The organism is Amycolatopsis umgeniensis, assembly GCF_014205155.1.
Taxonomy (GTDB): Bacteria; Actinomycetota; Actinomycetes; order Mycobacteriales; family Pseudonocardiaceae; genus Amycolatopsis; species Amycolatopsis umgeniensis.
Genome location: NZ_JACHMX010000001.1, coordinates 1977295 through 1999714, shown reverse-complemented (window position 1 = coordinate 1999714; position 22420 = coordinate 1977295). Strand labels below are relative to the sequence as shown.

Here is a 22420-nt window from a genome sequence, read left to right as displayed (position 1 = left end):
GGAAATCAAGGTAGGTGCGGGAGCCGGTCGGACACATCCGGCACGGGACCCATATTTCCCTTAGGGGAGTGCTACTCGCGACGGATGCTCTCACCCATCTTGAGGACGATGTCCCTGGCTATCGCATCGGGGATCTCCTGGTCCGCCAGCACCAGGAGGACGTGGTAGCGGCCGGATCCGGGCAGCGCGCGCAGGGGAAGGGCGATCGCGGTGATCGCGACCGACGGTGCCGAGCACGGTCCGTCCGCGGTGGGGACGACGGTGGTGGTCACGGAGGTGGCGATCGTGCCGCTTTCGAGGACGGTCACCGGCCCGGCCGTGCCGATTTCGGTCTTCGGGGCCTGTCCGCCGCTCATGGAGCCGTACGCGGCCTCGGCCCACCGCAGGGTGGTCTCCTCCGCCGCCTGGGTGATGCCGCCGACCTCGCCCTCGTCGATGGTGGTGAACCCCGCCATCGCGTGTGCCGAGAGTTCGGAGCCGGAACAGGAGTCGCGGCGGTACCGGGCGACGCCCTGCAGCGTGAGGAGGTCCCCGGCCGGCGTCTCGTAACCGACGGCGACGTCGGGCTCTTCGAGCTTCCAGTCCGGCGGGACGTCGAAAACGAGCGGGTGGTCGTCGGACAGGACGGGTTGCCAGCCCGCGATCACGGGTTCGATCCGGGTGGGCATCACCGGATCGGGCAGGACGAGGTCCTGCGCGGACGGCGGCGGGGCCGCGGTCCTGGCCTGATACGTGGCCAGCGTGCCGACGGCGAGGACGACGACCAGTCCGAGGACACCCAGCGACGGCAGGAGCCGGACGCGGCGGCGCCTCGGAACGGTGTCCCGAACCACCGGTGGCGGCCCGGTCTGTTCGGTTTCGTCTTCGAGTGGCTTCCCGGTGAGCGGATCGACGAACCACAGTCGCGGTTCGTCGGGGCGCCCACCGGGGCCGGTCATTGCTGCGGCCTCAAACTCGCGAGGATCTTCTGGGCTTCCGCCTCGGGCAGCGCGTCGGGTGTGCCCTGGTCGAGGGCCATGACGAAGCAGATGGTCTGGTCACCGGATTTGAACGCGGCCGAGGTGATCTTCACGGTCGGCGCCCGGCAGTCCTCGGTCTCGAGCGGGGTGAACGTCCCCGTCGAACTGACCGCCTGGATCGCGCCGCTCGCGATCGGGACCTGGTTGATGTCGGGCAGCGGGACGTCGGCCTTGCCGGTGGCGGACTGGATCCAGAGCCGGACAGCGCCCCTGGCGGCGTTTTCGACCGGGATCCGGTCCGCGGTGGCGAAGCCGACGACACCGCGGTTCGAGCCCCGGGCATCCGGGCAGGCGCCGAGTTTGTACGTCGACGCCTCGTGGATGACCATCTTGAACTCGCCCTCGTTGTAGCCGACGATCTGCCCGGGCTTGGTCTCCCAGCCGGACGGGGGCAGGTCGTAGGCGACTTTGTCCTTGGCTGACAGGATCCCCTGCCAGCCGGGTGTCGTCGAGGGGACTTTGTTGTCTTTCGGTGCCCCGCTGCTCGTGGGCGGCGGTTTCGACGCCGAGGACGACGGCGGTGCCGGCGCGGATGACGGCGGCGGAGCGGCCTGCGGCTGGGGGTCTTCGCCGTCACGCAGGACGAAGAAGAGCGTGGCACCGACGGCGATGACCAGGACGAGCGCGCCGAGTCCGATCCACAGGCCCGTTTTGCCCTTCTTCGGCGGTTCCGGCGCGAAACCCTGGTACGTCTGCTGCGGGAACTGCTGGTACCCCTGGTACTGCTGCTGGGGATCCTGCGGGTACTGGGCGTACTGAGGCGGGTTCTGTGGCGGATACCCCTGCGGCGGGGGTTGCTGTTGGTAGGGCTGCTGCGGTTGCTCCGGCCAGCCGTTGCCGCCTGGGTATGCCATGGGGCGAGCTTAGTTGGCGCTCCCGAGCACGGCCGCGCGCACCGCTGCCAGGTCGGAGAGGTCGCCGAGGACGGTGTGCGCACCCGCGTCGGCCAGTTCCTCCGCGCTGAACTGCCCTGTCGCCACGGCCACCGCGACGGCGCCGTTGTCGAGCGCGGCCCGTACGTCGTCCGGGGTGTCGCCGATGACGACGACCGACGTGGGCGCGAACTCGGTGCCGTGCTTGGCCGAAGCGTGGCCGACGGCGGCGGGGACCAGATCGGGCCGGTGTGCCGAAAGCGAGCCGTAGCCGCCGATCTCGAAGTCCACGTGCTCGTGCAGGTCGAACGCGGTCAGCTTGTGGACGGAGATCTCCGGCAGGTTGCCGGTGACCAGCGTCTGGACGATGCCGCCGTGCGTGGCGAAGTCGTTCAGCGCGTCTTTGGCGCCAGGGAGCGCCCGGCCGTTCGAGGACAGCGTCGGGGCGTGGCTTTCGGAGACCGCGATCAACGCGAGCCAGAGCTTGCGCACGTTCTCCTCGGTGGGCTCGACGCCGTGCGAGGTCAGGATGTCGGCGCTGATGGCGCGTTCGGTGCGGCCGCCGAAGTTCGGCAGCGCCCGCAGTTCGACGCCCGCGACCTCGGCGAGCGCGGTCGTGTACCAGGAGGCGCCCACGCCACGCAGGTCCACGAGGGTCTGGTCGATGTCCCACAGCACGAGCCGGTGCGGAGTAGTCACGCGGTCGACGTTACCGGGGAGCTTATTCAACGTCTGTTGACTTCTTGGGGGCCTCGGCCTACCTTGAGGCACTAATTCAACAAGTGACGAATAATGGAGGACGGTCATGCCGACCCCGAGCCGTCGCCCCGCCGGGGCCTTCGCCTTACTCGCCGCGCTGGCCGGTGCGCTGGCAGCCGTCGTACTCGGCTTCCTCACCTTCGGCGCGCAGGCCACTGTCGCGCCCGATGGCCTTCCGATCGCCGTGGCCGCGCCGCCGGGACCGCTCCAGACGGCCGCTAACGGGATCGCGTCCCACGGCGGAGGTCAGGTCTCCTGGCGGGTGACCTCGCCGGAGGAAGGCCGGAAACTGTTGGAGGACAAGGAGGTCTACGGCGTCCTCGAACTTCCGTCGACGGTCGTGGTCTCCGGGGCGGTGAACCCGTCCGGGACACAGATCGCGCAGCAGGCGCTGACCGGCGCCGCGCAGGCGCTCGGCGGGACACCGAAGGTCGAGACGCTGCACCCTGCGAGCGCCGCGGGCCGTGTCGCGCCGCTCGCGCTGAGCGCGCTGGCGTGGGTCGGCTGCCTGGCCGCGGGCGCCGTGCTGATCCTGGCCGGACGGCGGATCGGCAGGGAAGCGGGAGCCGCCGCGCGCTTCACCCAGATCGTCGCGGCGGGTGTGCTGGTCACCGGCGTCCTGGCCGGATTCCTGAAGCTGTGGGACTCTTCGCTCCCGCTCGGCTGGGACGTCCTCGGCTTCCTCTTCCTGACCTCGACGGCGTTCGCCGCCCTGCAGACCGGCCTGCTGAGGCTGCTCGGTGTGCGGGCCATGGCGATCCTGGGCCCGCTGTACCTGGTCGCGCCCGCCGTCGCCGGTCAGGTTCCGGAACTGCTGGACCCCGCGTACCGCGCGGTGCTGTGGTCCTGGACGCCGTTCCGGTTCTCCGCGGAAGGACTCCGGAGCCTGCTGCAGGGCTTGCCCGGCGCGCCGGACGTCACGATCGGCGCCTGGGTGCTCGCGGGATTGCTCGCGGCGGGGCTGGTGCTCGCGCTGTGGCCGGGCCGGTCAGCCCTCCAGGAGACTGAAGCGGACGCGCCGGACCGGGTTGTCGAGGTTGGTGTCCACTAGGCAGACCGACTGCCAGGTGCCCAGCGTCATCTCTCCGCCGAGCACAGGAATCGTCGCGTACGGCGGCAGCAGCGCGGGAAGGACGTGGTCACGGCCGTGACCGGGACTGCCGTGCTGATGCTGCCACCGGCCGTCGCGGGGGAGCAGATCGTCGAGCGCCTTGAGCAGGTCTTCGTCACTGCCGGCGCCGGTTTCGAGGATCGCCAGCCCGGACGTCGCGTGCGGGACGAAGACGTGCAGGATCCCGTCCTCGGCGTCCGCGTCGCGCAGGAAGGTCCTGGCGTCCTTGTTCAGGTCGTGCACCACGGCCACGCTGCCGGTGCGCACCTCGATCTCCGTGGAGTACATGCCCGTCACGGTAGTACTCCGAAGCGCGCGACGTAGTGCCAAACGCGTTTGAGCGCCTGTTGGTCGACGTGGCGGGCCTCGCCGAGGACGCGCGGATCGAGGTAGCCGTCTTCCGCCAAGGCCAAGCCGAGTTCGACGAATTCGGGACCCCGGTACGCGGGGTGTCGTGCGAGTTCTCCGGTCGACAGGCGGAATCCCGGATGCCATTCGACGGGGCAGCCGATCCCGAGTGCGGCCTTCTCGACGTCGGTGCCCCTGTGGCTCGGGTCGAGCACGAGGGCTTCGACGTCTGTTTTCAGCCGGACCGGGCCGTGAACGTGTGCCTCGATGTAGTCGTCGAGAGGATCCACGTCGTCCTGGGTGGCCAACGTGATCAGTGCGGAAACCCTGGTGCCGTAACCGAAATCCGCCGGTCGCAGGACGCTGTCCGGATAGCAGAACGTCGTCCGCGCGGTGGTGTGCGCCGCCATCCGCAAATGGGCCGAGCCGAACCTAGGTGCGCCGCCGACCGCGCGGCGCCGGAAGTCGAGCGCCCCGTATTTGGGCCGTTCGGCGGGTGGGGCATCGTCATAGGCGCCGCCGAACATCCGGCTCTCCCACCGCCAGCGATCTCCGCCGGGGTGCGCGGTCAACCCGCCGTTGCTCGTCCCCGTTTCGAACTGGTTGCGGTAGAAGCCGTCCTCGGCCATCGCAGCCAGCAGCGGACGTCCGTCCATTGTGGATCTGTCGGGATGGAAGTGCAGTGTCACCGGCAGCCCGGTCTCGTGCCCGCCGCGCGCTTTCGCCGCGACGTAGGAGAGGGCCCGGGATCTCATCACCCGAGTATCAGGCGTGCCGCCGGGCGAGAGCGACCAAATATCGGACCGGGTCATCGGTCGGGTTGACGTAGGCGCACGGCCGCGGAGTGCCGAGTTGCAGGCAGTCACCCGCGTCGAGTTCGTGCTCGACGTCGCCCTCGCGGAAACGCAGATGACCGTCGAGCACCCAGATCTGGTGGTGGGTCAGTGCGTAGGTGTGCGCGGGGAAAGCGACCTCGGCGCCCGCGGGCAGCACGACCTCGACCAGTTCCAGCGGCCCGCCGAGCGACGGCGACACCGCGCGTCGCACGTACCCCGTCTCGGGATCGGTCCAAGTCGGCTGATCGGCCGCGCGCACGAGCCGCCGGTCACCGTGTTCGGCGCGTGCGATCAGCTCGGACAGCGTCATCCCGAGCGCGGCCGAAAGCCTGCTGAGCAGGACGGCCGTGGGTTGCGCCTCGCCGCGTTCGATCTTGCCGATCATCGCCCTGGACACGCCCGACATCTCGGCGAGGGCGTTGGCCGAGAGGTTCTGATCGAGTCTCGCGGACTGGAGCGTCGCGGCGAGCGACGCGGACAAGGGATCCGACATGCTGCTCACTATAGTGGCACTCTCGGTTACTATGGTCGCCATGGTGATCAGGGAAGCGACGGAAGCCGACGCGACGGCGTGCGCGGAGATCTACGCGCCGTATGTCACCGACACGGCGATCTCGTTCGAAACCGAGGCCCCGAAGCCGGACGAGATGGCCGAGCGCATCGCCAAAGCGCAGCGATCACACGCGTGGCTCGTGCTCGAAGACGACGAAGGCCGCGTCGCCGGCTACGCCTACGGAGGCCCGTTCAGCGGCCGCCCTTCCTATCGCTGGTCTTGCGAGGTCAGTATCTATCTGGAGCTCGGACGCCGGAGGACGGGTGGCGGGCGCGCGCTCTATCGGGCACTGCTGGATGCGCTGGCGTCACGCGGTTTCCGGAACTTCTGCGCGGGAATGGTGCTGCCGAACGACGCCAGCGCCGGACTGCACGCGGCGATGGGGTTCGAGCCCGTGGGGACCTACAAGCGGATCGGGTACAAGCACGGCGCTTGGCGGGATGTCGCTTGGGTGCAGCTGTGCCTGCCGGAGGCGGACGGGATTCCGGTGGAGCCGCGGTGAGCGTGGACGACCACTACCCCCGATGCGTGCCGGAGGTACATGAAGGCCCCCTTGCTTGCGCCTAGGTATAGGAAGGGGGCCTTCACGTACTGGGGAACGGCTGAGCCGAGGGAAGGGGCCCTTCACGCGCGGCCGCTGGGGCGCTTTGGGGCGATCACGAAGGTAGTGAAGGCCCCCTTGGCGACCCCTGATTTGCTTGCCCACTGGCGTGGCTAGCGGTCGAGCATGAAGGATTTGGGACGTTCAACGTCCCCAATCTTCCCCACTCGGGTTGCCTGCCACCGGTCCGCGACCGGATGGACCCGCGCAACCACCGTCCTCACGCAAGTCAGACGAAGGTAGTGAAGGCCTCCTTCACTACCTTCAGGGTAGGCAAGGGGCCCTTCACGGACCCGCACCGAGAGCAACCGCCAGAACCGGGCCGTAGACTCGCCGACGTGACCGTGATCCTCGTGACCGGCATGTCCGGCACAGGCAAGTCGACCACTCTCGAAGCCTTGGCGCGCAAGGGATTCCGCACCGTCGACACCGACACCGGCGGCTGGATCGCCGAAGACGGAAACGCGGAACGCCAATGGCGCGAAGACCGCATCGACGCCCTCATCGCCGAGCACGAACGCACCCGCGAGCCGCTCTTCATCGCCGGGACCGTCTGGAACCAGCAGGATTTCTACCCGCGGTTCGACCACATCGTCCTGCTCAGCGCGCCTCAGGACGTGATCCTCGAACGCATCGAGACCCGCGACACCAACCCTTTCGGCAAATCTCGCGAAGAACGTGATCGCGTCATCGCGGACATCGAAGAGATCGAGCCGCTGCTGCGCGAGTCGGCCACCGTCGAGATCGACACGCGGCAACCCCTCGCCGACGTCGTCGCGAAACTGGAAGGCCTGGTCTAGGACTCCAGATACCGCAGCACGGCGAGAACCCGTCGGTTGTCCCCTTCGGACTGAGGAAGCGCGAGCTTCCCGAAGATGCTCGACACGTACTTCTCCACCGAGCCCGCCGAAAGGAACAGTCCCGCCGCGATGGCCGAGTTCGACCGACCCTCGGCCATCAGTCCCAGCACCTCGCGTTCCCGCGGCGTGAGCCCGGCGAGCGCGTCCGTCTTGCGGGTGGCGGTGAAGAGCTGGCTGACCACTTCCGGATCGAGCACGGTCTCGCCGTCGGCGACCCGGCCGAGCGCGTCAAGGAAGTCCGACACCTCCGCGACGCGGTCCTTCAGCAGGTAGCCGACACCGCCCGCGCGGTCGGCCAGGAGTTCCGTCGCGTACTGCGTCTCGACGTACTGCGAGAAGAGCAGGATCGCGCACCCCGGCAGTTCCGCGCGCAGCGCGATCGACGCCCGCAGCCCTTCGTCGGTGTGCGTCGGCGGCATCCGGATATCCACAATGGACACGTCGGGCCGGTGTTCGCGGACCGCCGCGCACAGGCTGTCACCGTCGGCGACGGCCGCGACGACCTCGTGCCCCCGAAGGTTCAGCAGTTCGACCAGTCCCGCCCGCAGGATGGCCGAATCCTCCGCGATCACGACGCGCACGCCGCCCCCCATGTTCCTATGTCCGTAGTGGAATCTCCGCGCTGATCACCGTAGGCCCTCCAGGAGGGCTGTCGATGTCGAGCCTGCCGTCCACCGTCGCGAGCCGTTCGGCGATCCCGGCGAGGCCGCCGCCGCGCTCCGGCCTCGCCCCGCCTTCGCCACCGTCTCGCACCACGAGCCGCAGGCCGTCACCGAAGATACCCACATCGACCTCGATCGCGGCCGAAGTGTGTTTGGCGGCATTGGTCAGCAGTTCGGCGACGGTGAAGTAGGCGATGGTCTCGATCGACGGCGACGGCCTGCTCGGCAGGGTCACGGTGATCCGCGCGTCGATACCCGAGCCCGCGGCCAAAGTGGACAGTGCGATGTCGAGGCCGGCGTCGAGCGCGGCGGGGTGGATGCCTCGGGCGAGGTCGCGCAGCTCGACAAGCGCCTGTTTCGCGTTGGCGTGCGCGGCGGTGACCAGGGCGGTGACCTGCGCGATGTCGCCGTCGCCGGACAGTTCGTCCTTCGCGATGCCGAGCTTCATCGCCAGCGCGACCAGTTGCGCCTGCGCGCCGTCGTGCAGGTCGCGTTCGATCCGGCGCAGCCGCCGCGTCGCGTCGTCGACGGCTGTCGCGCGGCTGCGTTCGAGGTCGCGCACGCGTTTGGAGAGGTCCTCGGCGCCGAGGACCCCACGCACCAGCAGACGGTCGAACGAGGTCAGGCCGTGGACCACCCACGGCATCGCCAGCAAGACGGCCAGTCCGGTGAGCGCGAGCGGCAGGGTGAGGGGCCAGGAGTCGACATGGAGATCGAAGGTCGGCATCGCCGCGCCGTTCAGGGTGAACCAGAACAGCGGGTACGTCAGCGTGCTGACGGCGTAGACGAACAGAGTCACGACCAGGAAGAACTCGACGAAAGACAGCGGCAGCCGGATCAGCAGGTAGGCGATCGACCGCCAGCCGATCGGATCCCCGATCTTGCTTTTGACGCCGTTCCACAGCCCCGGCCGCAGCTCGGGCCGGGCGGGTGGGGTGACCGTGGTCCCGAGCAGGGCCCGCGCCAGGCCGATGTGCGCGGCACCGATCAGCCGCGCGCCCGCCACGACGCCGATGAGCACCGGCAGCCCGATGGTGAGCAGGCTCAGGCCGATCCCGAGGAACAGCCCGACGACGACGAGCACGGTGAACACCAGCGTCAGCGGTGCGCCGATGAGCACCCACGCCAGCTCCGCCCAATACGCACGGCTCAGCTGTGCGCCGAGGACACGGGGGACGAGGCGGGTGGTCACGGCTTCACCCTGCCGTGACCACCCGCCTCGTGCCCATCCAGGTTTCCCTAGTCTTCGCGGTGTTCTTCGTCCGCCTGCGCTCGCTGGGACGCCTCGCGCATCTCGATGACGTCCGTCAGCCAGTCACCGGTTTCGCGGGCGATGTCCCGGATCGCGCCGGTGATGATCGTCGCGATGTTGCCGATGTGGGTGGCCGCCGACTCGGTGACCTCTTGGACCACGTCCTTGGTGCTTTCGAACTGACCGACCATGTCAGACACCTTAAGCCGCTCGGAGGGTCTTGTCGCTCTCCACGGTAGCGGGAGTGCGGGGTTCACCGTTCCAGGGCATGGCCAGTTTCACGATCTTCTTGGCCACCGAGAACAGCTGCTTGTGCAGGGGGCCGGTGTTGTACGGCAGGCCGTACTTCTCGCAGATCGCCCGCACCTCGCCCGCGATCTCCGGGTAGCGGCGCGCCGGGATGTCCGGGAACAGGTGGTGCTCGATCTGGTGCGAGAGGTTCCCGGTCATGACGTGGAAGAGCTTGCCGCCGGTGATGTTCGCCGAGCCGAGGATCTGCCGCAGGTACCACTGGCCCCGCGACTCGTTCTCGGTCTCCTCCTCGGTGAAGCTCTCGACGTCGGCGGGGAAGTGCCCGCAGAAGATGATCGAGAACGCCCACAGGTTGCGCGTCAGGTTCGCGGTGGCGTTGCCGAGGAAGGTCAGCGGCGCGAGCGGACCGGTCAGCAGCGGGAAGAGCACGTAGTCCTTGCCGACCTGGCGACCGGCCTTCTTGAGCATCTTCAGGCCGACCTCTTTGTTGTCCGACCATTTGCGCTCGCCCTTGACGATGCGGTCGAACTCGAGGTCGTGCAGCATGACGCCCCACTGGAAGAACAGCGCGAGCAGTGTCGCGTACACCGGGTTGCCCAGGTAGTACGGATTCCACTTCTGCGCGGGATCCATCCGCAGGACGCCGTAACCGATGTCGCGGTCCTTGTCGAGGATGTTCGTGTACGTGTGGTGCATGTAGTTGTGCGAATGACGCCAGTTCTCGGCGGGGGCGACGTTGTCCCACTCGAACTTCTGCGAGCTCAGCGCCGGGTCACGCGTCCAGTCGTACTGGCCGTGCATGACGTTGTGGCCGATCTCCATGTTGTCGAGGATCTTCGCCACCGAGAGCGCGGTCACCCCGGCGATCCACGCGGGCGGGAAGAACCCGGCGAACAGCAGCCCGCGGCCCGCGACCTCGAGCGCGCGCTGGGTCTTGATGATGTTGTGGATGTAGTCGACGTCGACCTGGCCGAGGTCGGCGACGATCCGCTGCCGGATCTCGTCCAGTTCGCGGCCGAATTCCTCGACCTGGGCGGGGGTCAGTTTGTCCTGCAAGCCTGTCATCGAGGCTCCCTTCTAAGCGTTGATCTCGACGTCCCCGACCGGGACGGAGATGCAGAGCTGGATCTCTTCGTTCTCTTCGCTGGAGGTCTCGCCGGTCTTGGCGTTGCGCACGCAGCCCGCGGTCTTGATCTGGGTGCAGGAGAAGCAGATGCCCATCCGGCAACCGTGTTCCGGCTTCAGTCCCGCGTCTTCGGCCTGCTCCAGCAACGGCTTCCCGGAGTTCTCGAACTCGCGGCCGCTGCGCGCGAACCGGATCTGCCCTTCGGCGTTCTCGGTGTCGAACGTGAGCGCCGGCGGCGTGAACTCCTCGGTGTGCAGATGTGCACCGAGACCGTCGGCCTCGAACGCCTCGCGGACCGAATCCATCAGCGGCTTCGGACCGCACAGGAAGGTCTCGGCGTCGGGGTACCACGGCGCGGCCTCCGCGAGGTGCTCCTTGGAGAAGAACCCGTGCAGGTCGCCGCCGGTTTTCGCGTGAGTGAACGCGTGTACCACCCGCAGGCCCGGCAGGCGGCGGGAGAGGTCGGCGAGCTCGGCGCGGTAGAGCGCGTCGTCGGCGCCGTTGGAGTAGGACAGGAAGGCGATGTCGCCCTCGTGGCGCTCGTCCGCGAGCGTGCGCAGCATCGACAGGACGGGCGTGATCCCGCTTCCGCCGCTCAGCAACAGGATCCGCCGGGGCCTCGGCGAGGGCAGGGTGAACTCGCCGTCCGGAGTGGACAGTCCGAGCACCGAACCGGTGGTGACCGTGCGGTTCAGATGCCGTGAGACGAGGCCCTGCGGATCGGCCTTGATGGTCAGTTCCAGTGTGCCGTCGTGCTCCGAACCGGCGGGCGAGTAGCAGCGGGTGCGGCGGACGCCGTCGATCTCGACGGTCACCCGCACGTATTGACCCGCGACGAAGCCCCGCCAGGCCCGGCTCGGCCGGATGGTCAGCGTGACCGTGTCGGGCGTCTGCCGCCGGACGCCGGTGACCAGGCCGCGGACTTCGCGGCGGACCAGCATCGGATCGACGAGTTCGAGGTAGCGGTCCATTCCGTGGGGCGTGAGCAGGGCCTCGGCCAGCGAGGCCAGCCGCCTGGCCCTGCGCGGTACCAGTGCCGTCATCACATCTCCAGAATTCAGTGAACGCTTGTACACTGAACAGTGAAGTGGCGATGATCCCGCTTGTCAACGCGAGAGGACGGCGATGTGACGTGAGTGATACTGCGGAGGCGATTACGCTGTCTGTCGTGACAACTGAGCCCGTTTCCAGGCAGGAGCGCAAACAGCGCACGCGTCAGGCGCTGCTGGACGCGGCCCTGGAACTGGTGGCGGAACGCGGGTTCTCCGGGCTGAGTCTGCGCGAAGTGGCGAAGCGGGCCGGGATCGTGCCGACAGCGTTCTATCGTCACTTCGCATCGATGGACGAGCTGGGCGTCGCGCTGGTGGAAGAGTCGATGCGCACCTTGCGCACGATGATCCGCTCCGCGCGCACCAAGCCCGCGGCGTACAACGACATGATCCGGATGTCCGTGCGCATCCTGCGCGAGCACGTGCGGGCGCACGAGGCCCACTTCCACTTCCTGACCAGGGAGCGCTACGGCGGCACCGGTCCGGTCCGGCAGGCGATCGGCTTCGAACTCAAACTCTTCGTCAGCGAACTCGCCGTCGACCTCGCGCGCTTCGACAACCTCCGCGAATGGGTGACGGAGGATCTTCATCTGCTCGCCGATCTGATCGTGACGACCATGCTCACGACGGTGCTGGAACTGCTCGAGGCGCCCTCGCGTGACGACGAGATCGTCCGCACGGCCGAGCGGCGGCTCCGGCTGATCTTTCTGGGGGTGCCGAACTGGCGCAGCGTTCCGTGATGCGGAAAGTCGTTGCTCAGTAAGGCCGGAACTCGCGTGCTCGAACCCGGAACTCGCGTGATCGGACACGTGACACACGTGACTGGACGCCGCACTCGATGTTCGGCCTCCGATCACGCGAGATCCGTCTCCGATCACGCGAGTTACGTGCCTGATCACGCGAGTGCGGCGCCGCGTCACGGCCGCCCCGTGCCTCCTTATGACGTCGCACACCTAGATCGATGGCTGGATCGATCGTGATGGGCGATGTCACGGAAAGATTCCTCCCGGACACGTTCAGCCATGGGACTTGTCGGCCGGACATGGTAAACAGTGCGAGTTCGTGTGGTCCTCTCCAGTGAGGAGGTCGCCTGTGGCGGCAGAAAACGAGCAGCTCACGGTCGGTGTTGTCCGGGAAACCGGACAAGGCGAACGCCGCGTCGCGCTGGTACCGAAACTCGTCGAGCGCGTCTCCGGACGCGGACTGCGGGTGGTGGTCGAGCCCGGGGCGGGCGCCGGCGCGCTGCTCGCCGACGAGGTCTTCGAGCAGGCGGGCGCGGTGATCGGCGACGCGTGGGATGCCGACATCGTGGTGAAGGTGGCGCCTCCGAGCGCGGCCGAAGTCGCGAAGCTCAAAGCAGGCACGATCCTCATCGGTTTCCTGAATCCACGGGCCGATCCGGACGGGATAGCGGCGCTCGAAACGGCGGGCCTCCGCGCCTTCGCCGTCGAGGCGATCCCTCGGATCTCCCGCGCGCAGGCCATGGACGCGCTGTCTTCCCAAAGCAGTGTCGCGGGCTATCGCGCGGTTCTGCTGGCCGCGGAGAAGCTCACCCGGTTCTTCCCGATGCTCACCACCGCGGCCGGAACCGTGCCCCCGGCGAAGGTGCTCGTGCTCGGCGCCGGTGTCGCCGGGCTCCAGGCCTTGGCGACGGCGAAAAGGCTCGGCGCGCAGACCACCGGCTACGACGTCCGGCCCGAGGTCGGCGAGCAGGTCAAATCGCTCGGCGCGAAATTCCTCGACCTCGGCATCGAGGCGGTCGGTGAAGGCGGGTACGCCCGCGAGCTCACCGAAGAGGAAAAGGCCGAGCAGCAACGCAGGCTCACCGAGGCGATCACGAGGTTCGACGTCGTGATCACCACCGCGCTCGTCCCCGGCCGCAAGGCGCCGGTCCTCGTCACCGCCGACGCGGTGAAGGGGATGCCCGCCGGCGGTGTCGTGGTCGACCTCGCCGGAGAGTCCGGCGGCAACTGCGAACTGACGAAACCGGGCGAGGAGGTCGTCGAACACGACGTCACCATCTGCTCGCCGCTCAACCTCGCCGCGGAGATGCCCGCGCATTCCAGTGAGCTGTACGCGCGCAACGTCACCGAACTGCTGGAGTTGCTCGTCGACAAGGAAGGCAAGCTCGCGCTCGACTTCTCCGACGAGATCGTCGCCGGGGCCTGCGTCGCAGGAGCCGGCGAAGCCGAAAAGCAAGGGGGCGAGTGATGCTCGTAGGCAGCCTGGCGATCCTCGTACTCGCCGGATTCGTGGGATTCACCGTCATTTCGAAGGTGCCCAACACCCTGCACACCCCGCTCATGTCGGGGACCAACGCCATCCACGGCATCGTCCTGCTCGGCGGGCTGATCGTGCTCGGCCTCGGCGTGGAAGGCGTACTGAACAAGATCCTGCTGGTGATCGCGATCGCCTTCGGCACGATCAACGTGGTCGGTGGCTTCCTGGTCACCGACAGGATGCTTTCGATGTTCAAGGCGAAGAAGCCGGAAGACGGTGGTGACAAGTGACGACCTTCATCGCCGTCCTCTACATCATTTCCTTCGCACTGTTCATCTACGGCCTGATGGGGCTGACAGGTCCGCGCACCGCGGTACGCGGCAACTGGATCGCCGCGGTCGGCATGGGCATCGCGGTGATCGCGACGCTTTTGACGCCCGGCATGAGCAACTGGCTGCTGATCGCCCTCGGCGTCGCGATCGGTGTCGTCGTCGGCGTGCCGTCCGCGCGCAAGGTCAAGATGACCGCGATGCCGCAGATGGTGGCGCTGTTCAACGGCGTCGGCGGCGGGGCGGTCGCGCTCATCGCGTGGGTCGAGTTCCGCACCACGGAGGGCTACGCGCACGAACCCGCGTACGTCGCGATCGCGTCGCTCTTCGCCGCGATCGTCGGTTCGGTGTCCTTCTGGGGCTCCAACATCGCGTTCGGGAAACTGCAGGAACTCATCTCCGGCCGCCCGATCACCCTCGGCAAGCTGCAGCAGCCGGTGAACGCGCTGGTGCTGATCGCCGCGATCGTCTTCGCGGTCGTCATCGCTTCCGGCGGCGACGCCGAACTGCTGATGATCGGCCTGCTGGTCGCCGCGGGTGTGCTCGGCGTCGTGGTCGTGCTGCCGATCGGCGGCGCGGACATGCCGGTCGTCATCTCCCTGCTGAACGCGCTCACCGGATTGTCGGCGGCGGCCATGGGTCTCGCGCTCGACAACACCGCGCTGATCGTGGCGGGCATGATCGTCGGCGCGTCGGGTTCGATCCTGACGAACCTGATGGCGAAGGCGATGAACCGGTCGATCCCGGCCATCGTCGCCGGCGGGTTCGGCGGCACCACCTCGGTCGCGAGCGGCGGATCCGGCGAGGTCCGGCCGGTGCGCAGCACCAGCGCGTCCGACACCGCGATCCAGATGGCGTACGCGAACAAGGTCGTGGTCGTCCCCGGTTACGGTATGGCCGTCGCGCAGGCGCAGCACGTGGTCCGCGAGATGGCGAAGCTGCTGGAGGCCAAGGGGATCACCGTCGAATACGCCATCCACCCGGTGGCGGGCCGGATGCCGGGGCATATGAACGTGCTCCTCGCCGAGGCCGACGTCCCGTACGAGCAGCTCAAGGAAATGGACGAGATCAACTCCGAGTTCGCCCAGACCGACGTCGCGCTGGTGATCGGCGCGAACGACGTCACGAACCCGGCCGCGGAGACCGATCCGGGCTCGCCCATCTACGGAATGCCGATCCTCAAGGTGAACCACAGCCGGTCGGTGATCGTGCTCAAACGCTCGATGAGCTCGGGCTTCGCCGGCATCGACAACGAACTCTTCTACGATGCGAAGACAAGCATGCTCTTCGGCGACGCCAAATCGTCGGTGGGCGAGATCGTGGAGGAACTCAAAGCACTGTGACCGGCCCTTCGGAAGTCGTCGCTTCGTTCGACGACCCGGCTGACAACCTCGCGTTCGACGAAGCCCTCCTGCGCGCCGCACCGGAGGCGCCGGTCCTGTGGATCTGGCGCAACACCGACAGTGTGGTCGTGGGGCGGGGGCAGAAGATCGAACGCGAGGTCAAGGCCGAAGTCTGTGCGAGCGACGGCGTTCCGGTGCTGCGCCGGGCCAGCGGCGGCGGGACGGTGTTCCACGATCCCGGCAATCTCAACATCACCCTCGTCCTGCCGGGTCAGACGGGCAGACCGCTCGAGGCGCTCGGGGAACTGATGACCGCGACGGTGGCCGGACTCGGGCTGCCGTCGCGGCTCGGTGATCGAGGGCTGTTCGTCGGTGACTCGAAGCTGTGCGGTTTCGCCGTGTTCCGGACGAGAACGGGCTTGCTCGCGCATTCCACCCTGCTCGTTTCGACCGCGGCCGAGCGGGTCGGCCGCTACCTCACTTCGGCACCCGCGGATCCCCGTCCGCTCGACTCCCACCGGAGCCAGGTCGCGTCGCTCGCGGAGCATGGCCTGCGCAAAGGTGTTGCCGACGTCACGGCCGCGGTCCGCGTGGCGGCGGCCGCGCAACTGGGTGAACTCACCACCCGGAAGCCCTCGGCGGCGGAGCGGGAGTGGCACCGCTCGCTCCGGCACACGCGGTACCACTACCCGGAATGGCATTCCGAGGGTTCTCAACGGGCCTCTTGATCCGCATTGACGATATTGCCGGTCATGAAACGAAAGGGCCCCATTCGCTCATCGCGAATGGGGCCCTTTCGTCGTTCGGGGAATTACTTCTCCGTGGCCGAGAAAGTGACGGCGGGCACCTTGCGGGTGGCCCGGCTGGTCTTCTTCGGCTCGGCTGCCTTCTTCACCGGCGCCTTGGCGGCTGCCTTCGGCGCGGCCTTGGCGGCGGTCGTCTTGGCGGCCGCGGTCTTCGGCGCGGCTTTCGCGGTGGTCGCCTTGGGGGCGGCCTTCGGTGCCGCCTTGACCGGGGTCTTCGCCGCGGCGGCGGCCTTCGCGCGGCCGGCCGGAGCCTTGGCCGCGGTGGTCTTCGCCGCCGTGCCGCGGGCCGACTTCGCCTTGGCGGCGGTGGCTTTCGCCGTGGTCTTGGCGGGTGCCTTGGCCTCCGCCTTGGGAGCCGCGGTCTTCGCGGCGGCGGTCTTGGGCGCGGCCTTGGCGGCGGCGGGCTTGCGGCCGGCGACACCCTTCGCGGCGGGTTTGCGACCCGGCTTCGCGGCCGTCTTCGCCTCGGCCTTCGCGGCTGTCGCCGCGGTCTTCGGGGTCGACTTCGACACCCGCGCGCCCTTGGGGCGCTCCACGACCCGCGGCCGCAGTTTCCGTCCACCGATCCGGCGGCCGTTCTCCACATAGGCACTCAGGATTTCCCGGAGCGCGGTGGCGTTGTCGGCCGAAAGGTCGATGTCGTAAGCGATTCCGTCCAGACCGAAAGCGACCGTTTCTTCGGCCGCCTCGCCGGTCAGATCATCCAGCAAATGCACAGCAGTGTTCTTGGCCATGAAAAAACCTCCCGCGCTCGATCGTTCTACTGCGTAACCGGCACGGTGCAACCTGAACCCGCGGCTGATGACTCACGCAGCGACACGAGGATAGCGGCAGGTTGCGCGAAGCTGCGCGGTGGTGTGCGCTGAATGCATGTCAGCACAGACTTTTGACGTGATCGTGATCGGAGGCGGCCCGGTCGGCGAGGTCGCCGCCGAACGAGCCGCGCGTGGCGGTCTTCGAGTCGCCCTCGTCGAACATGAGCGCTTCGGCGGCGAATGTTCTTACTGGGCCTGCATTCCGAGCAAGGCGCTGCTGCGGCCGGGGAACCTCCTCGCCGCCGCCAAACGCGTCCCCGGTGTCCCGGTCGGCGACGCTGTCGACCCCGCCGAGGTGTTTGCGCGCCGGGACTGGTTCACCGGCAAGGGAGATGACACCGGACAGGTCAAGTGGGCGGAGGGAGCCGGGATCGCCCCGATCCGCGGGCACGGCCGGATCACCGGTGAGCGGGAGGTCACGGTCGACGGCGGTGACGTGCTGACCGCGCGGCACGCCGTGATCGTCGCCACCGGCAGCGTCCCGCGGACGCCGTCGATCCCCGGACTGGACACCATTTCCCCGTGGGGCTCGCGAGAGGCGACCTCGGCGGAAGCGGTTCCGCGCCGCCTCGGCGTTCTCGGCGGCGGAGTGGTCGGCGTCGAAATGGCGCAGGCCTTCGCCACCCTCGGTGCCGAAGTCCACCTGATCATCTCGGGGCCGCGTCCCTTGCCGCGGCTGCCGGACTTCGCGGGTGACGCCGTCACCGCGGGGCTCCGCGAAGCCGGTGTCACCGTGCACACCGGCTCCGGTCTCGACTCCGTGTCCGCTGTGGACGGTGGTAAGGAATTGGCACTGAAGGGCGGTGAGCGGTTGGTCGTCGACGAACTGCTCGTCGCCACCGGCCGCGGCCCGGCGACCGGCGGGCTCGGCGTCGAGACGCTCGGACTCGAAGCGGGCGCGCCGCTCACGACGGACGACAACGGCCGGGTGTCCGCTGTGGACGGTGACTGGCTGTTCGCCGTCGGGGACGTCACCGGCCGGGCGCCGCTGACCCATCAGGGCAAATACGCCGCCCGGGCGACCGGCGACGCGGTGGCCGCGCAAGCCAAGGGACAGCCCGTCGACTCCGCCGCGTGGAGCGCGCACAGCGCCACCGCCGACCATCACGCGATCCCGCAGGTCGTCTTCACCGACCCCGAGGTCGCTTCGGTCGGGCTCGCCGGGCCGGAGGAGGGCAAGCCGCACCGCGTGGTCGACATCGACATCGCGGTCGCCGGTTCGTCACTGCACGCGGACGGGTACGCGGGCAAGGCGCGGATCGTCGTCGACACCGAACGCGGTGTCCTTCTCGGCGCGACCTTCGTCGGGCAGGACGTGTCCGAACTGCTGCATTCGGCGACGATCGCGATCGTGGGGGAGGTCCCGCTGTCGCGGCTGTGGCACGCGGTGCCGTCGTTCCCCACGATCAGCGAGGTGTGGCTGCGCTTGTTGGAGGCGTACGGGCTTTAGCCGTTGACGGGAAGTTCGAGGGCGGCCTTCGCGCCTCGAACCAGGCCGGGATCGTCCGGAGTGGACGGTCCCGGCACCCACACCGCCTGGATCAGCCGGACCGATTTCCCGTCGAGGCTGCTCTGATAGGCCGCGCCCTCGAACACCGGGACGTCGCCCTGCCACTGGTTCGTCTCGGTGGCGAGGTCGAGGATGCCGCCACCGCCGGGGGTGTCCGCGGCCGCCTTGAAGGCCGTCGCCTGTGAGGTGTCCGGGAATTCCACGACGGCGATCGTCACCGCGGCGGCCCTGCCGTCGATGGAACTGGCGAAGCTGGCCCGTTTCACCGTCGAGCAACTCGTCCGCTGAAGGCTCGACTGGACGTCGCCGTACGCGTGCGACGCGCATTTCTGATCCGCTGCCGAAGCCCGCGAAGTGAATTGGATGTTCTCCACGGCACTGCTGCTCGGTGGCGGGGAACTGGTCGCCGGGGTCGGCGGCAGGGGAGTCTGCGTGGACGCGGTGTCGTCACCGCCGGAAGCGACGCTGATGGCCGCCACCAGCAACACGATGAGCAGGCCGATCGCGGCGACCGGGAGCCACTTCACCGTTTTGGACTGATGCGGCGCCTTCGGTGCGGATTCGGCGGGAGGGGCGGCCGCGGCCGGCGGCGGGGCCTGCTGGACCGGGGGAACGGGTTTCGCGGCGATGGCCTGCCGAGGAGGCTGAAGGGGCGGGGGGGCCTGTGCGGGCTTCGCCGGTCTTTTCACCTTGCCCGGGTGTTGCACCGGAACCGTCGGGGCGATCGCGACGAGCGGGTTCTCGCGGATCACCGTCGGCTCGTCGTCGGAAAAGGCGCTGAACCCTTCCCCGAGCAACATCTCTTCGGGCATCGGCGGCGCGTCCGGGGCGAGCGCGGCGATCAGGTCCCGCGCCTGCTGGACCGACCGGGGCCGGGAGGCGGTGGCGAGCGAGACCGTCGCGGCGAGCATCGTCGTCGCCGTCGGGTACAGGACCCGGACCGATCCCGCGAGATCCGCGGCGGGCTGATCGACCGTCTCCACATAGGGACCGACCGCGATGATCGTGCCGATCGGCCCGGCGCCGGGGGCGACGTCCGCGATCTTGTGCGTGCACGCGGCGGACAGCGACAGCGCGTCGGTGGCCGGGTTGATCGAGGTGTCGCCGTGGACCAGCGGCCAGCCGTCGGCCTTCCACGGCCCGCCGAGCGGGGCTTCGAGTTTCAGCGCCGGATCCGGCAGGTCGACACCGATGACGATGAGGACACCCTTGGGCATGACGACGACGGCCTCGACCGGCCGTCCTTCGACCGGGCTGGCACCGACGAGGGCCACCCCGCCGACGACGTTGCTGCCCCGGCCGAGAGAAGCCAGCGCGGCGCGGACGTCCTCGGCCACCCGGGACGGCTGTTGAGCGAGGCGAACGAGTCGCACCGAACCCCTCCCCATCTCGTCGGTCTCGGTGCACAAAGTAGCGCCTCCGAACGGGCTAGCGGGAAGACACGTCGCAGGTCGGCGAGGTGATGTTGGTCCGAGAAGTTGTCATGTACGTGAGCGGCGTCACTCTTCCGGGTATTACTCGTTGGTAGGTCACTGCTCCCTTGTCCCCTGTAACCAGGAGAAACGTCATGGCCGCATCTCGACCCTGGCGTCGACGCGCCGCGCTCGTCGTCGCCTTGCTCGCCGTCCCGGTCGCGGGGATGGTCCCCGCGCAGGCCGCGGGACCGCTCGCGCCCGTCGCCCCCGGACTCTCCCGCCTGCTCTCGGCCGTCACCGGCGCCACGGGGGTGACCGCGCTCGTGCACGCCGGCGACGTCGCCACCGCCGAACGCGCCGCCCGCGAAGCCGGGCTCACGAAGATCACTTCGTTCGCGAAGATCGGTGTCGTCGCCGTCCGGGGAACCGCGGCCCAGGTTCGCGCGGTCCGCGAGGCCGCCGGGGTCACCTACGTCGAAGGCAACGAGAAGCTCGAGGCGCTCGGCAGCGCGGGCACCACCGCGACGCGGAGCCTGCAGACGCAGACGACGTTGAAGGACGCCACCGGCGCGCCCGTGGACGGCCGAGGGGTCTCGGTCGCGATCATCGACACCGGCGTCGACCCGACGCATCCCGCGTTCAAGGGCGCCGACGGCAAGACGCGGGTGGTGCGCAATCTCAAGAGCCTCTGCCTCGACGGGACCGCGACGAACTGCATCGTCGACGTGCCGACCTTCGTCGACACCGACACCCTTTCCCTCGGCGGCCACGGCACGCATGTCACCGGCATCGCCGCCGGGAACCAGCTGACGCTGACCGACGGCACCAAGGTCGGCGGTTCGGCGCCGGGGTCGAAGATCGTCTCGGTCTCGACCGGGGCCGCGCTGCTCGTACTCGGCACGGACGCCGCGCTGAACTGGGTGCTGGAGAACCACAAGGCACCCTGTGGTGCGGGCGTGGCGGCTTCGGTGTGCCCGCCGATCAAGGTGACCAACAACTCCTACGGTCCCAGCGGTGGCGGCGGCTTCGATCCGAACTCGGCGACGGTGAAACTGCAGCGCGCGCTCGCCGCGGAGGGCGTCGTCACGGTGTGGGCGAACGGGAACGACGGCGGCGACGGTTCGGCGAACCTCTCCAACCCGCCGGGACAGGACCAGACGCCGGGTGTGCTTTCGGTGGCCTCGTCCAACGATCAGGGGACAGGAGCCCGCGACGGCACGGTCTCCGACTTCTCCTCGCGTGGCCTCGAGACCGACCAGGCGACGTGGCCCGACGTTTCCGCGCCGGGGGAGAACATCCTCTCGTCCTGCCGTCCCACGCAGCCGATCTGCACGCAGGGCCTGCAGCCCAAGAACGGCCCGGGACTGCTGGACCTCGCCACCTACAACGTGATCAGCGGGACTTCGATGGCGGCGCCGCAGATAACCGGGATCGTCGCGCAGCTGTTCCAGGTCGCGCCCGCCGCGAGCCCGGCCGACATCGAGGCCGCGATCAAGGCGACGGCGTACAAGTTCGCGAACGGTTCGCCGTACGTGGCGGCCGGGCCGTACACGTCGAGCTTCGACAAGGGCGCCGGTCTGGTGGACACTTTCGCCGCCGCCCAATCCCTCGGCGCCCAGGGCTGATCCGCAAGTCCGACACGCGCGTCCGGCGTGACTGCTGCACGTGGGGCGAACGTCGCCGATCCGCAAGTCCGTGAAGGCCTCCTTCCCTACGCTCAAGGTAGGCAAGGAGGCCTTCACTACCTACGTCTGACTTGCGTGAGGACAGTGCTTGCGCGGGTCCATCCGGTCGCGGACCGGTGGCAGGCAACTCGAGTGGGGAAGATTTGGGACGTTGAACGTCCCAAATCCTTCACGCTCGACCACCGGCCACGCCAGTGGGCAAGCAAATCGAGGGTAGGCAAGGAGGCCTTCACGGACCTGGGGCGGCACAATTGCCGTCCCCGGGTTAACCCGCGTCAAGGCATCTTTTCCCCGGCTCAGCCGAAAGAAGGGGGCCTACGCGGGAGTCCCGCGTCCCAATCAGGTGCGACTTATGGTGTTCATGTGGCCAAACAGCACAGTTGGGGTGCACAATGTGCTCACGCGTACCGGGAGGCGGCACGAGCCACCTGACCAGCGCAGCTCGCGAGGTCGTAGGGGAAGACGCCCCTCGTCGAGTAGCGGAGGTCAGCAGTGAGCACCCGTGGCAACACCCGTGGCGTGGTGTACGTCCACTCGTCGCCGTCTGCGGTCTGTCCGCACGTCGAGTGGGCCATTTCGGGCACCCTGGGTGCCCGAGTCGAGTTGAAGTGGACGGCGCAGCCCGCCAGTCCAGGACAGCTCCGCGCCGAATGTGGTTGGCGTGCGCCTTCGGGCACCGGCGGAAAGCTGGCGTCCGCGCTCAAGGCGTGGCCGATGATCAGGTTCGAAGTCACCGAAGAGCCCAGTGCGGGGGTCGACGGTGAGAGGTTCTGCTTCGCTCCGGGCCTCGGCCTGTGGCACGGCAGGACCAGCGCCAACGGCGACATCGTCGTGGGCGAAGACCAGCTGCGCGCGCTCGTGAGCAAGGTTCGCACCGGCGAATCCTTGGCGCACAAGCTCGACGAGCTCCTCGCCGCCAATTGGGACGAAGCGCTCGAGCCGTATCGGCACGCCGGTGACGGCGCTCCGGTCACCTGGCTGCACCAGGTCGGGTAGA

At 68.6% G+C, this 22420-nt stretch carries 24 protein-coding genes; 11 read left to right on the top strand and 13 right to left on the bottom strand.

Annotated features, from left to right (window positions below):
• Positions 1-71: 71 nt before the first annotated feature.
• Genes HDA45_RS08870 through HDA45_RS08860 form a run of 3 tightly spaced genes read right to left on the bottom strand, consistent with a single transcriptional unit; the run spans position 72 to position 2569 of the window.
• Positions 72-938, bottom strand: coding sequence for a DUF8017 domain-containing protein (locus HDA45_RS08870; protein WP_184893582.1), 867 nt, complete (start codon positions 936-938; stop codon positions 72-74).
• On the bottom strand, positions 935-1873 hold the full coding sequence (locus HDA45_RS08865; RefSeq protein WP_184893580.1) for a DUF8017 domain-containing protein: 939 nt from the start codon (positions 1871-1873) through the stop codon (positions 935-937). The genes HDA45_RS08870 and HDA45_RS08865 overlap by 4 nt, the downstream gene beginning before the upstream one ends.
• A gap of 9 nt (positions 1874-1882) precedes the next feature.
• A complete protein-coding gene (locus HDA45_RS08860; RefSeq protein ID WP_184905450.1) occupies positions 1883-2569 on the bottom strand; it encodes an HAD hydrolase-like protein in 687 nt (228 codons plus the stop codon).
• Positions 2570-2696: 127 nt separating this feature from the next.
• Between HDA45_RS08860 and HDA45_RS08855 the strand changes: the two genes are divergently transcribed.
• On the top strand, positions 2697-3701 hold the full coding sequence (locus HDA45_RS08855; protein ID WP_184893578.1) for a YhgE/Pip domain-containing protein: 1005 nt from the start codon (positions 2697-2699) through the stop codon (positions 3699-3701).
• Here the strand turns inward: HDA45_RS08855 and HDA45_RS08850 are convergent.
• Genes HDA45_RS08850 through HDA45_RS08840 form a run of 3 tightly spaced genes read right to left on the bottom strand, consistent with a single transcriptional unit; the run spans position 3639 to position 5438 of the window.
• Positions 3639-4049, bottom strand: coding sequence for a secondary thiamine-phosphate synthase enzyme YjbQ (locus HDA45_RS08850; RefSeq protein WP_184893576.1), 411 nt, complete (start codon positions 4047-4049; stop codon positions 3639-3641). The genes HDA45_RS08855 and HDA45_RS08850 overlap by 63 nt on opposite strands.
• A gap of 5 nt (positions 4050-4054) precedes the next feature.
• Positions 4055-4864 (bottom strand): DUF3626 domain-containing protein, encoded by an 810-nt coding sequence (locus HDA45_RS08845; protein ID WP_184893574.1) that lies wholly within the window; start codon positions 4862-4864, stop codon positions 4055-4057.
• Between the two features lie 10 nt (positions 4865-4874).
• Positions 4875-5438: a helix-turn-helix domain-containing protein gene (locus HDA45_RS08840; protein WP_184893572.1), complete on the bottom strand. Its 564-nt coding sequence runs from the start codon at positions 5436-5438 to the stop codon at positions 4875-4877.
• Between the two features lie 31 nt (positions 5439-5469).
• On the opposite strand from HDA45_RS08840, the gene HDA45_RS08835 reads away from it, so the two are divergent.
• Both HDA45_RS08835 and HDA45_RS08830 read left to right on the top strand, forming a co-directional pair.
• Positions 5470-6000, top strand: a complete 531-nt coding sequence (locus tag HDA45_RS08835) for a GNAT family N-acetyltransferase (protein WP_184893570.1) — start codon at positions 5470-5472, stop codon at positions 5998-6000.
• Positions 6001-6437: 437 nt separating this feature from the next.
• Positions 6438-6899: an AAA family ATPase gene (locus HDA45_RS08830; protein WP_343072036.1), complete on the top strand. Its 462-nt coding sequence runs from the start codon at positions 6438-6440 to the stop codon at positions 6897-6899.
• On the opposite strand, the gene HDA45_RS08825 is transcribed toward HDA45_RS08830, so the two are convergent.
• Genes HDA45_RS08825 through HDA45_RS08805 form a run of 5 tightly spaced genes read right to left on the bottom strand, consistent with a single transcriptional unit; the run spans position 6896 to position 11294 of the window.
• On the bottom strand, positions 6896-7540 hold the full coding sequence (locus tag HDA45_RS08825; protein WP_184893568.1) for a response regulator: 645 nt from the start codon (positions 7538-7540) through the stop codon (positions 6896-6898). The two genes, HDA45_RS08830 and HDA45_RS08825, sit on opposite strands and share 4 nt — an antisense overlap.
• 16 nt (positions 7541-7556) lie before the next feature.
• Positions 7557-8813 (bottom strand): sensor domain-containing protein, encoded by a 1257-nt coding sequence (locus tag HDA45_RS08820; protein WP_184893566.1) that lies wholly within the window; start codon positions 8811-8813, stop codon positions 7557-7559.
• A 47-nt stretch (positions 8814-8860) separates the two neighbouring features.
• Entirely contained in the window at positions 8861-9064 is a 204-nt protein-coding gene (locus tag HDA45_RS08815; protein WP_101609572.1) for a hypothetical protein, read from the bottom strand.
• Positions 9065-9074: 10 nt separating this feature from the next.
• Entirely contained in the window at positions 9075-10190 is a 1116-nt protein-coding gene (locus HDA45_RS08810) for a fatty acid desaturase family protein (protein WP_184893565.1), read from the bottom strand.
• Positions 10191-10202: 12 nt separating this feature from the next.
• Positions 10203-11294: a ferredoxin reductase gene (locus tag HDA45_RS08805; protein ID WP_184893563.1), complete on the bottom strand. Its 1092-nt coding sequence runs from the start codon at positions 11292-11294 to the stop codon at positions 10203-10205.
• An 89-nt stretch (positions 11295-11383) separates the two neighbouring features.
• On the opposite strand from HDA45_RS08805, the gene HDA45_RS08800 reads away from it, so the two are divergent.
• From HDA45_RS08800 to HDA45_RS08780, 5 genes are all read left to right on the top strand, one after another.
• Positions 11384-12040, top strand: coding sequence for a TetR family transcriptional regulator (locus tag HDA45_RS08800; protein WP_184905446.1), 657 nt, complete (start codon positions 11384-11386; stop codon positions 12038-12040).
• 352 nt (positions 12041-12392) lie between these two features.
• Positions 12393-13511 carry a Re/Si-specific NAD(P)(+) transhydrogenase subunit alpha gene (locus HDA45_RS08795; protein ID WP_184893561.1) on the top strand — a complete coding sequence of 373 codons (1119 nt, stop codon included), beginning with the start codon at positions 12393-12395 and terminating at the stop codon, positions 13509-13511.
• The gene (locus HDA45_RS08790) at positions 13511-13810 is read left to right on the top strand and encodes an NAD(P) transhydrogenase subunit alpha part 2 (protein ID WP_184893559.1); all 300 of its coding nucleotides are present in this window, start codon (positions 13511-13513) and stop codon (positions 13808-13810) included. The genes HDA45_RS08795 and HDA45_RS08790 overlap by 1 nt, the downstream gene beginning before the upstream one ends.
• Positions 13807-15192, top strand: a complete 1386-nt coding sequence (locus tag HDA45_RS08785) for an NAD(P)(+) transhydrogenase (Re/Si-specific) subunit beta (RefSeq protein ID WP_184893557.1) — start codon at positions 13807-13809, stop codon at positions 15190-15192. The genes HDA45_RS08790 and HDA45_RS08785 overlap by 4 nt, the downstream gene beginning before the upstream one ends.
• Positions 15189-15920 (top strand): lipoyl protein ligase domain-containing protein, encoded by a 732-nt coding sequence (locus HDA45_RS08780; RefSeq protein WP_184893555.1) that lies wholly within the window; start codon positions 15189-15191, stop codon positions 15918-15920. The genes HDA45_RS08785 and HDA45_RS08780 overlap by 4 nt, the downstream gene beginning before the upstream one ends.
• 83 nt (positions 15921-16003) lie before the next feature.
• Here HDA45_RS08780 and HDA45_RS08775 read toward each other — a convergent pair whose 3' ends face one another.
• Positions 16004-16732: an Lsr2 dimerization domain-containing protein gene (locus HDA45_RS08775; RefSeq protein WP_184893553.1), complete on the bottom strand. Its 729-nt coding sequence runs from the start codon at positions 16730-16732 to the stop codon at positions 16004-16006.
• 157 nt (positions 16733-16889) lie between these two features.
• Between HDA45_RS08775 and HDA45_RS08770 the strand changes: the two genes are divergently transcribed.
• A complete protein-coding gene (locus HDA45_RS08770; protein ID WP_343072035.1) occupies positions 16890-18263 on the top strand; it encodes a dihydrolipoyl dehydrogenase family protein in 1374 nt (457 codons plus the stop codon).
• Here HDA45_RS08770 and HDA45_RS08765 read toward each other — a convergent pair.
• Positions 18260-19696: a hypothetical protein gene (locus tag HDA45_RS08765; protein WP_184893549.1), complete on the bottom strand. Its 1437-nt coding sequence runs from the start codon at positions 19694-19696 to the stop codon at positions 18260-18262. The two genes, HDA45_RS08770 and HDA45_RS08765, sit on opposite strands and share 4 nt — an antisense overlap.
• A gap of 194 nt (positions 19697-19890) precedes the next feature.
• On the opposite strand from HDA45_RS08765, the gene HDA45_RS08760 reads away from it, so the two are divergent.
• Both HDA45_RS08760 and HDA45_RS08755 read left to right on the top strand, forming a co-directional pair.
• Entirely contained in the window at positions 19891-21363 is a 1473-nt protein-coding gene (locus HDA45_RS08760; RefSeq protein ID WP_184893547.1) for a S8 family peptidase, read from the top strand.
• 552 nt (positions 21364-21915) lie between these two features.
• Positions 21916-22419: a DUF3145 domain-containing protein gene (locus HDA45_RS08755; protein WP_091599164.1), complete on the top strand. Its 504-nt coding sequence runs from the start codon at positions 21916-21918 to the stop codon at positions 22417-22419.
• The last annotated feature ends 1 nt before the right edge of the window (position 22420 follow it).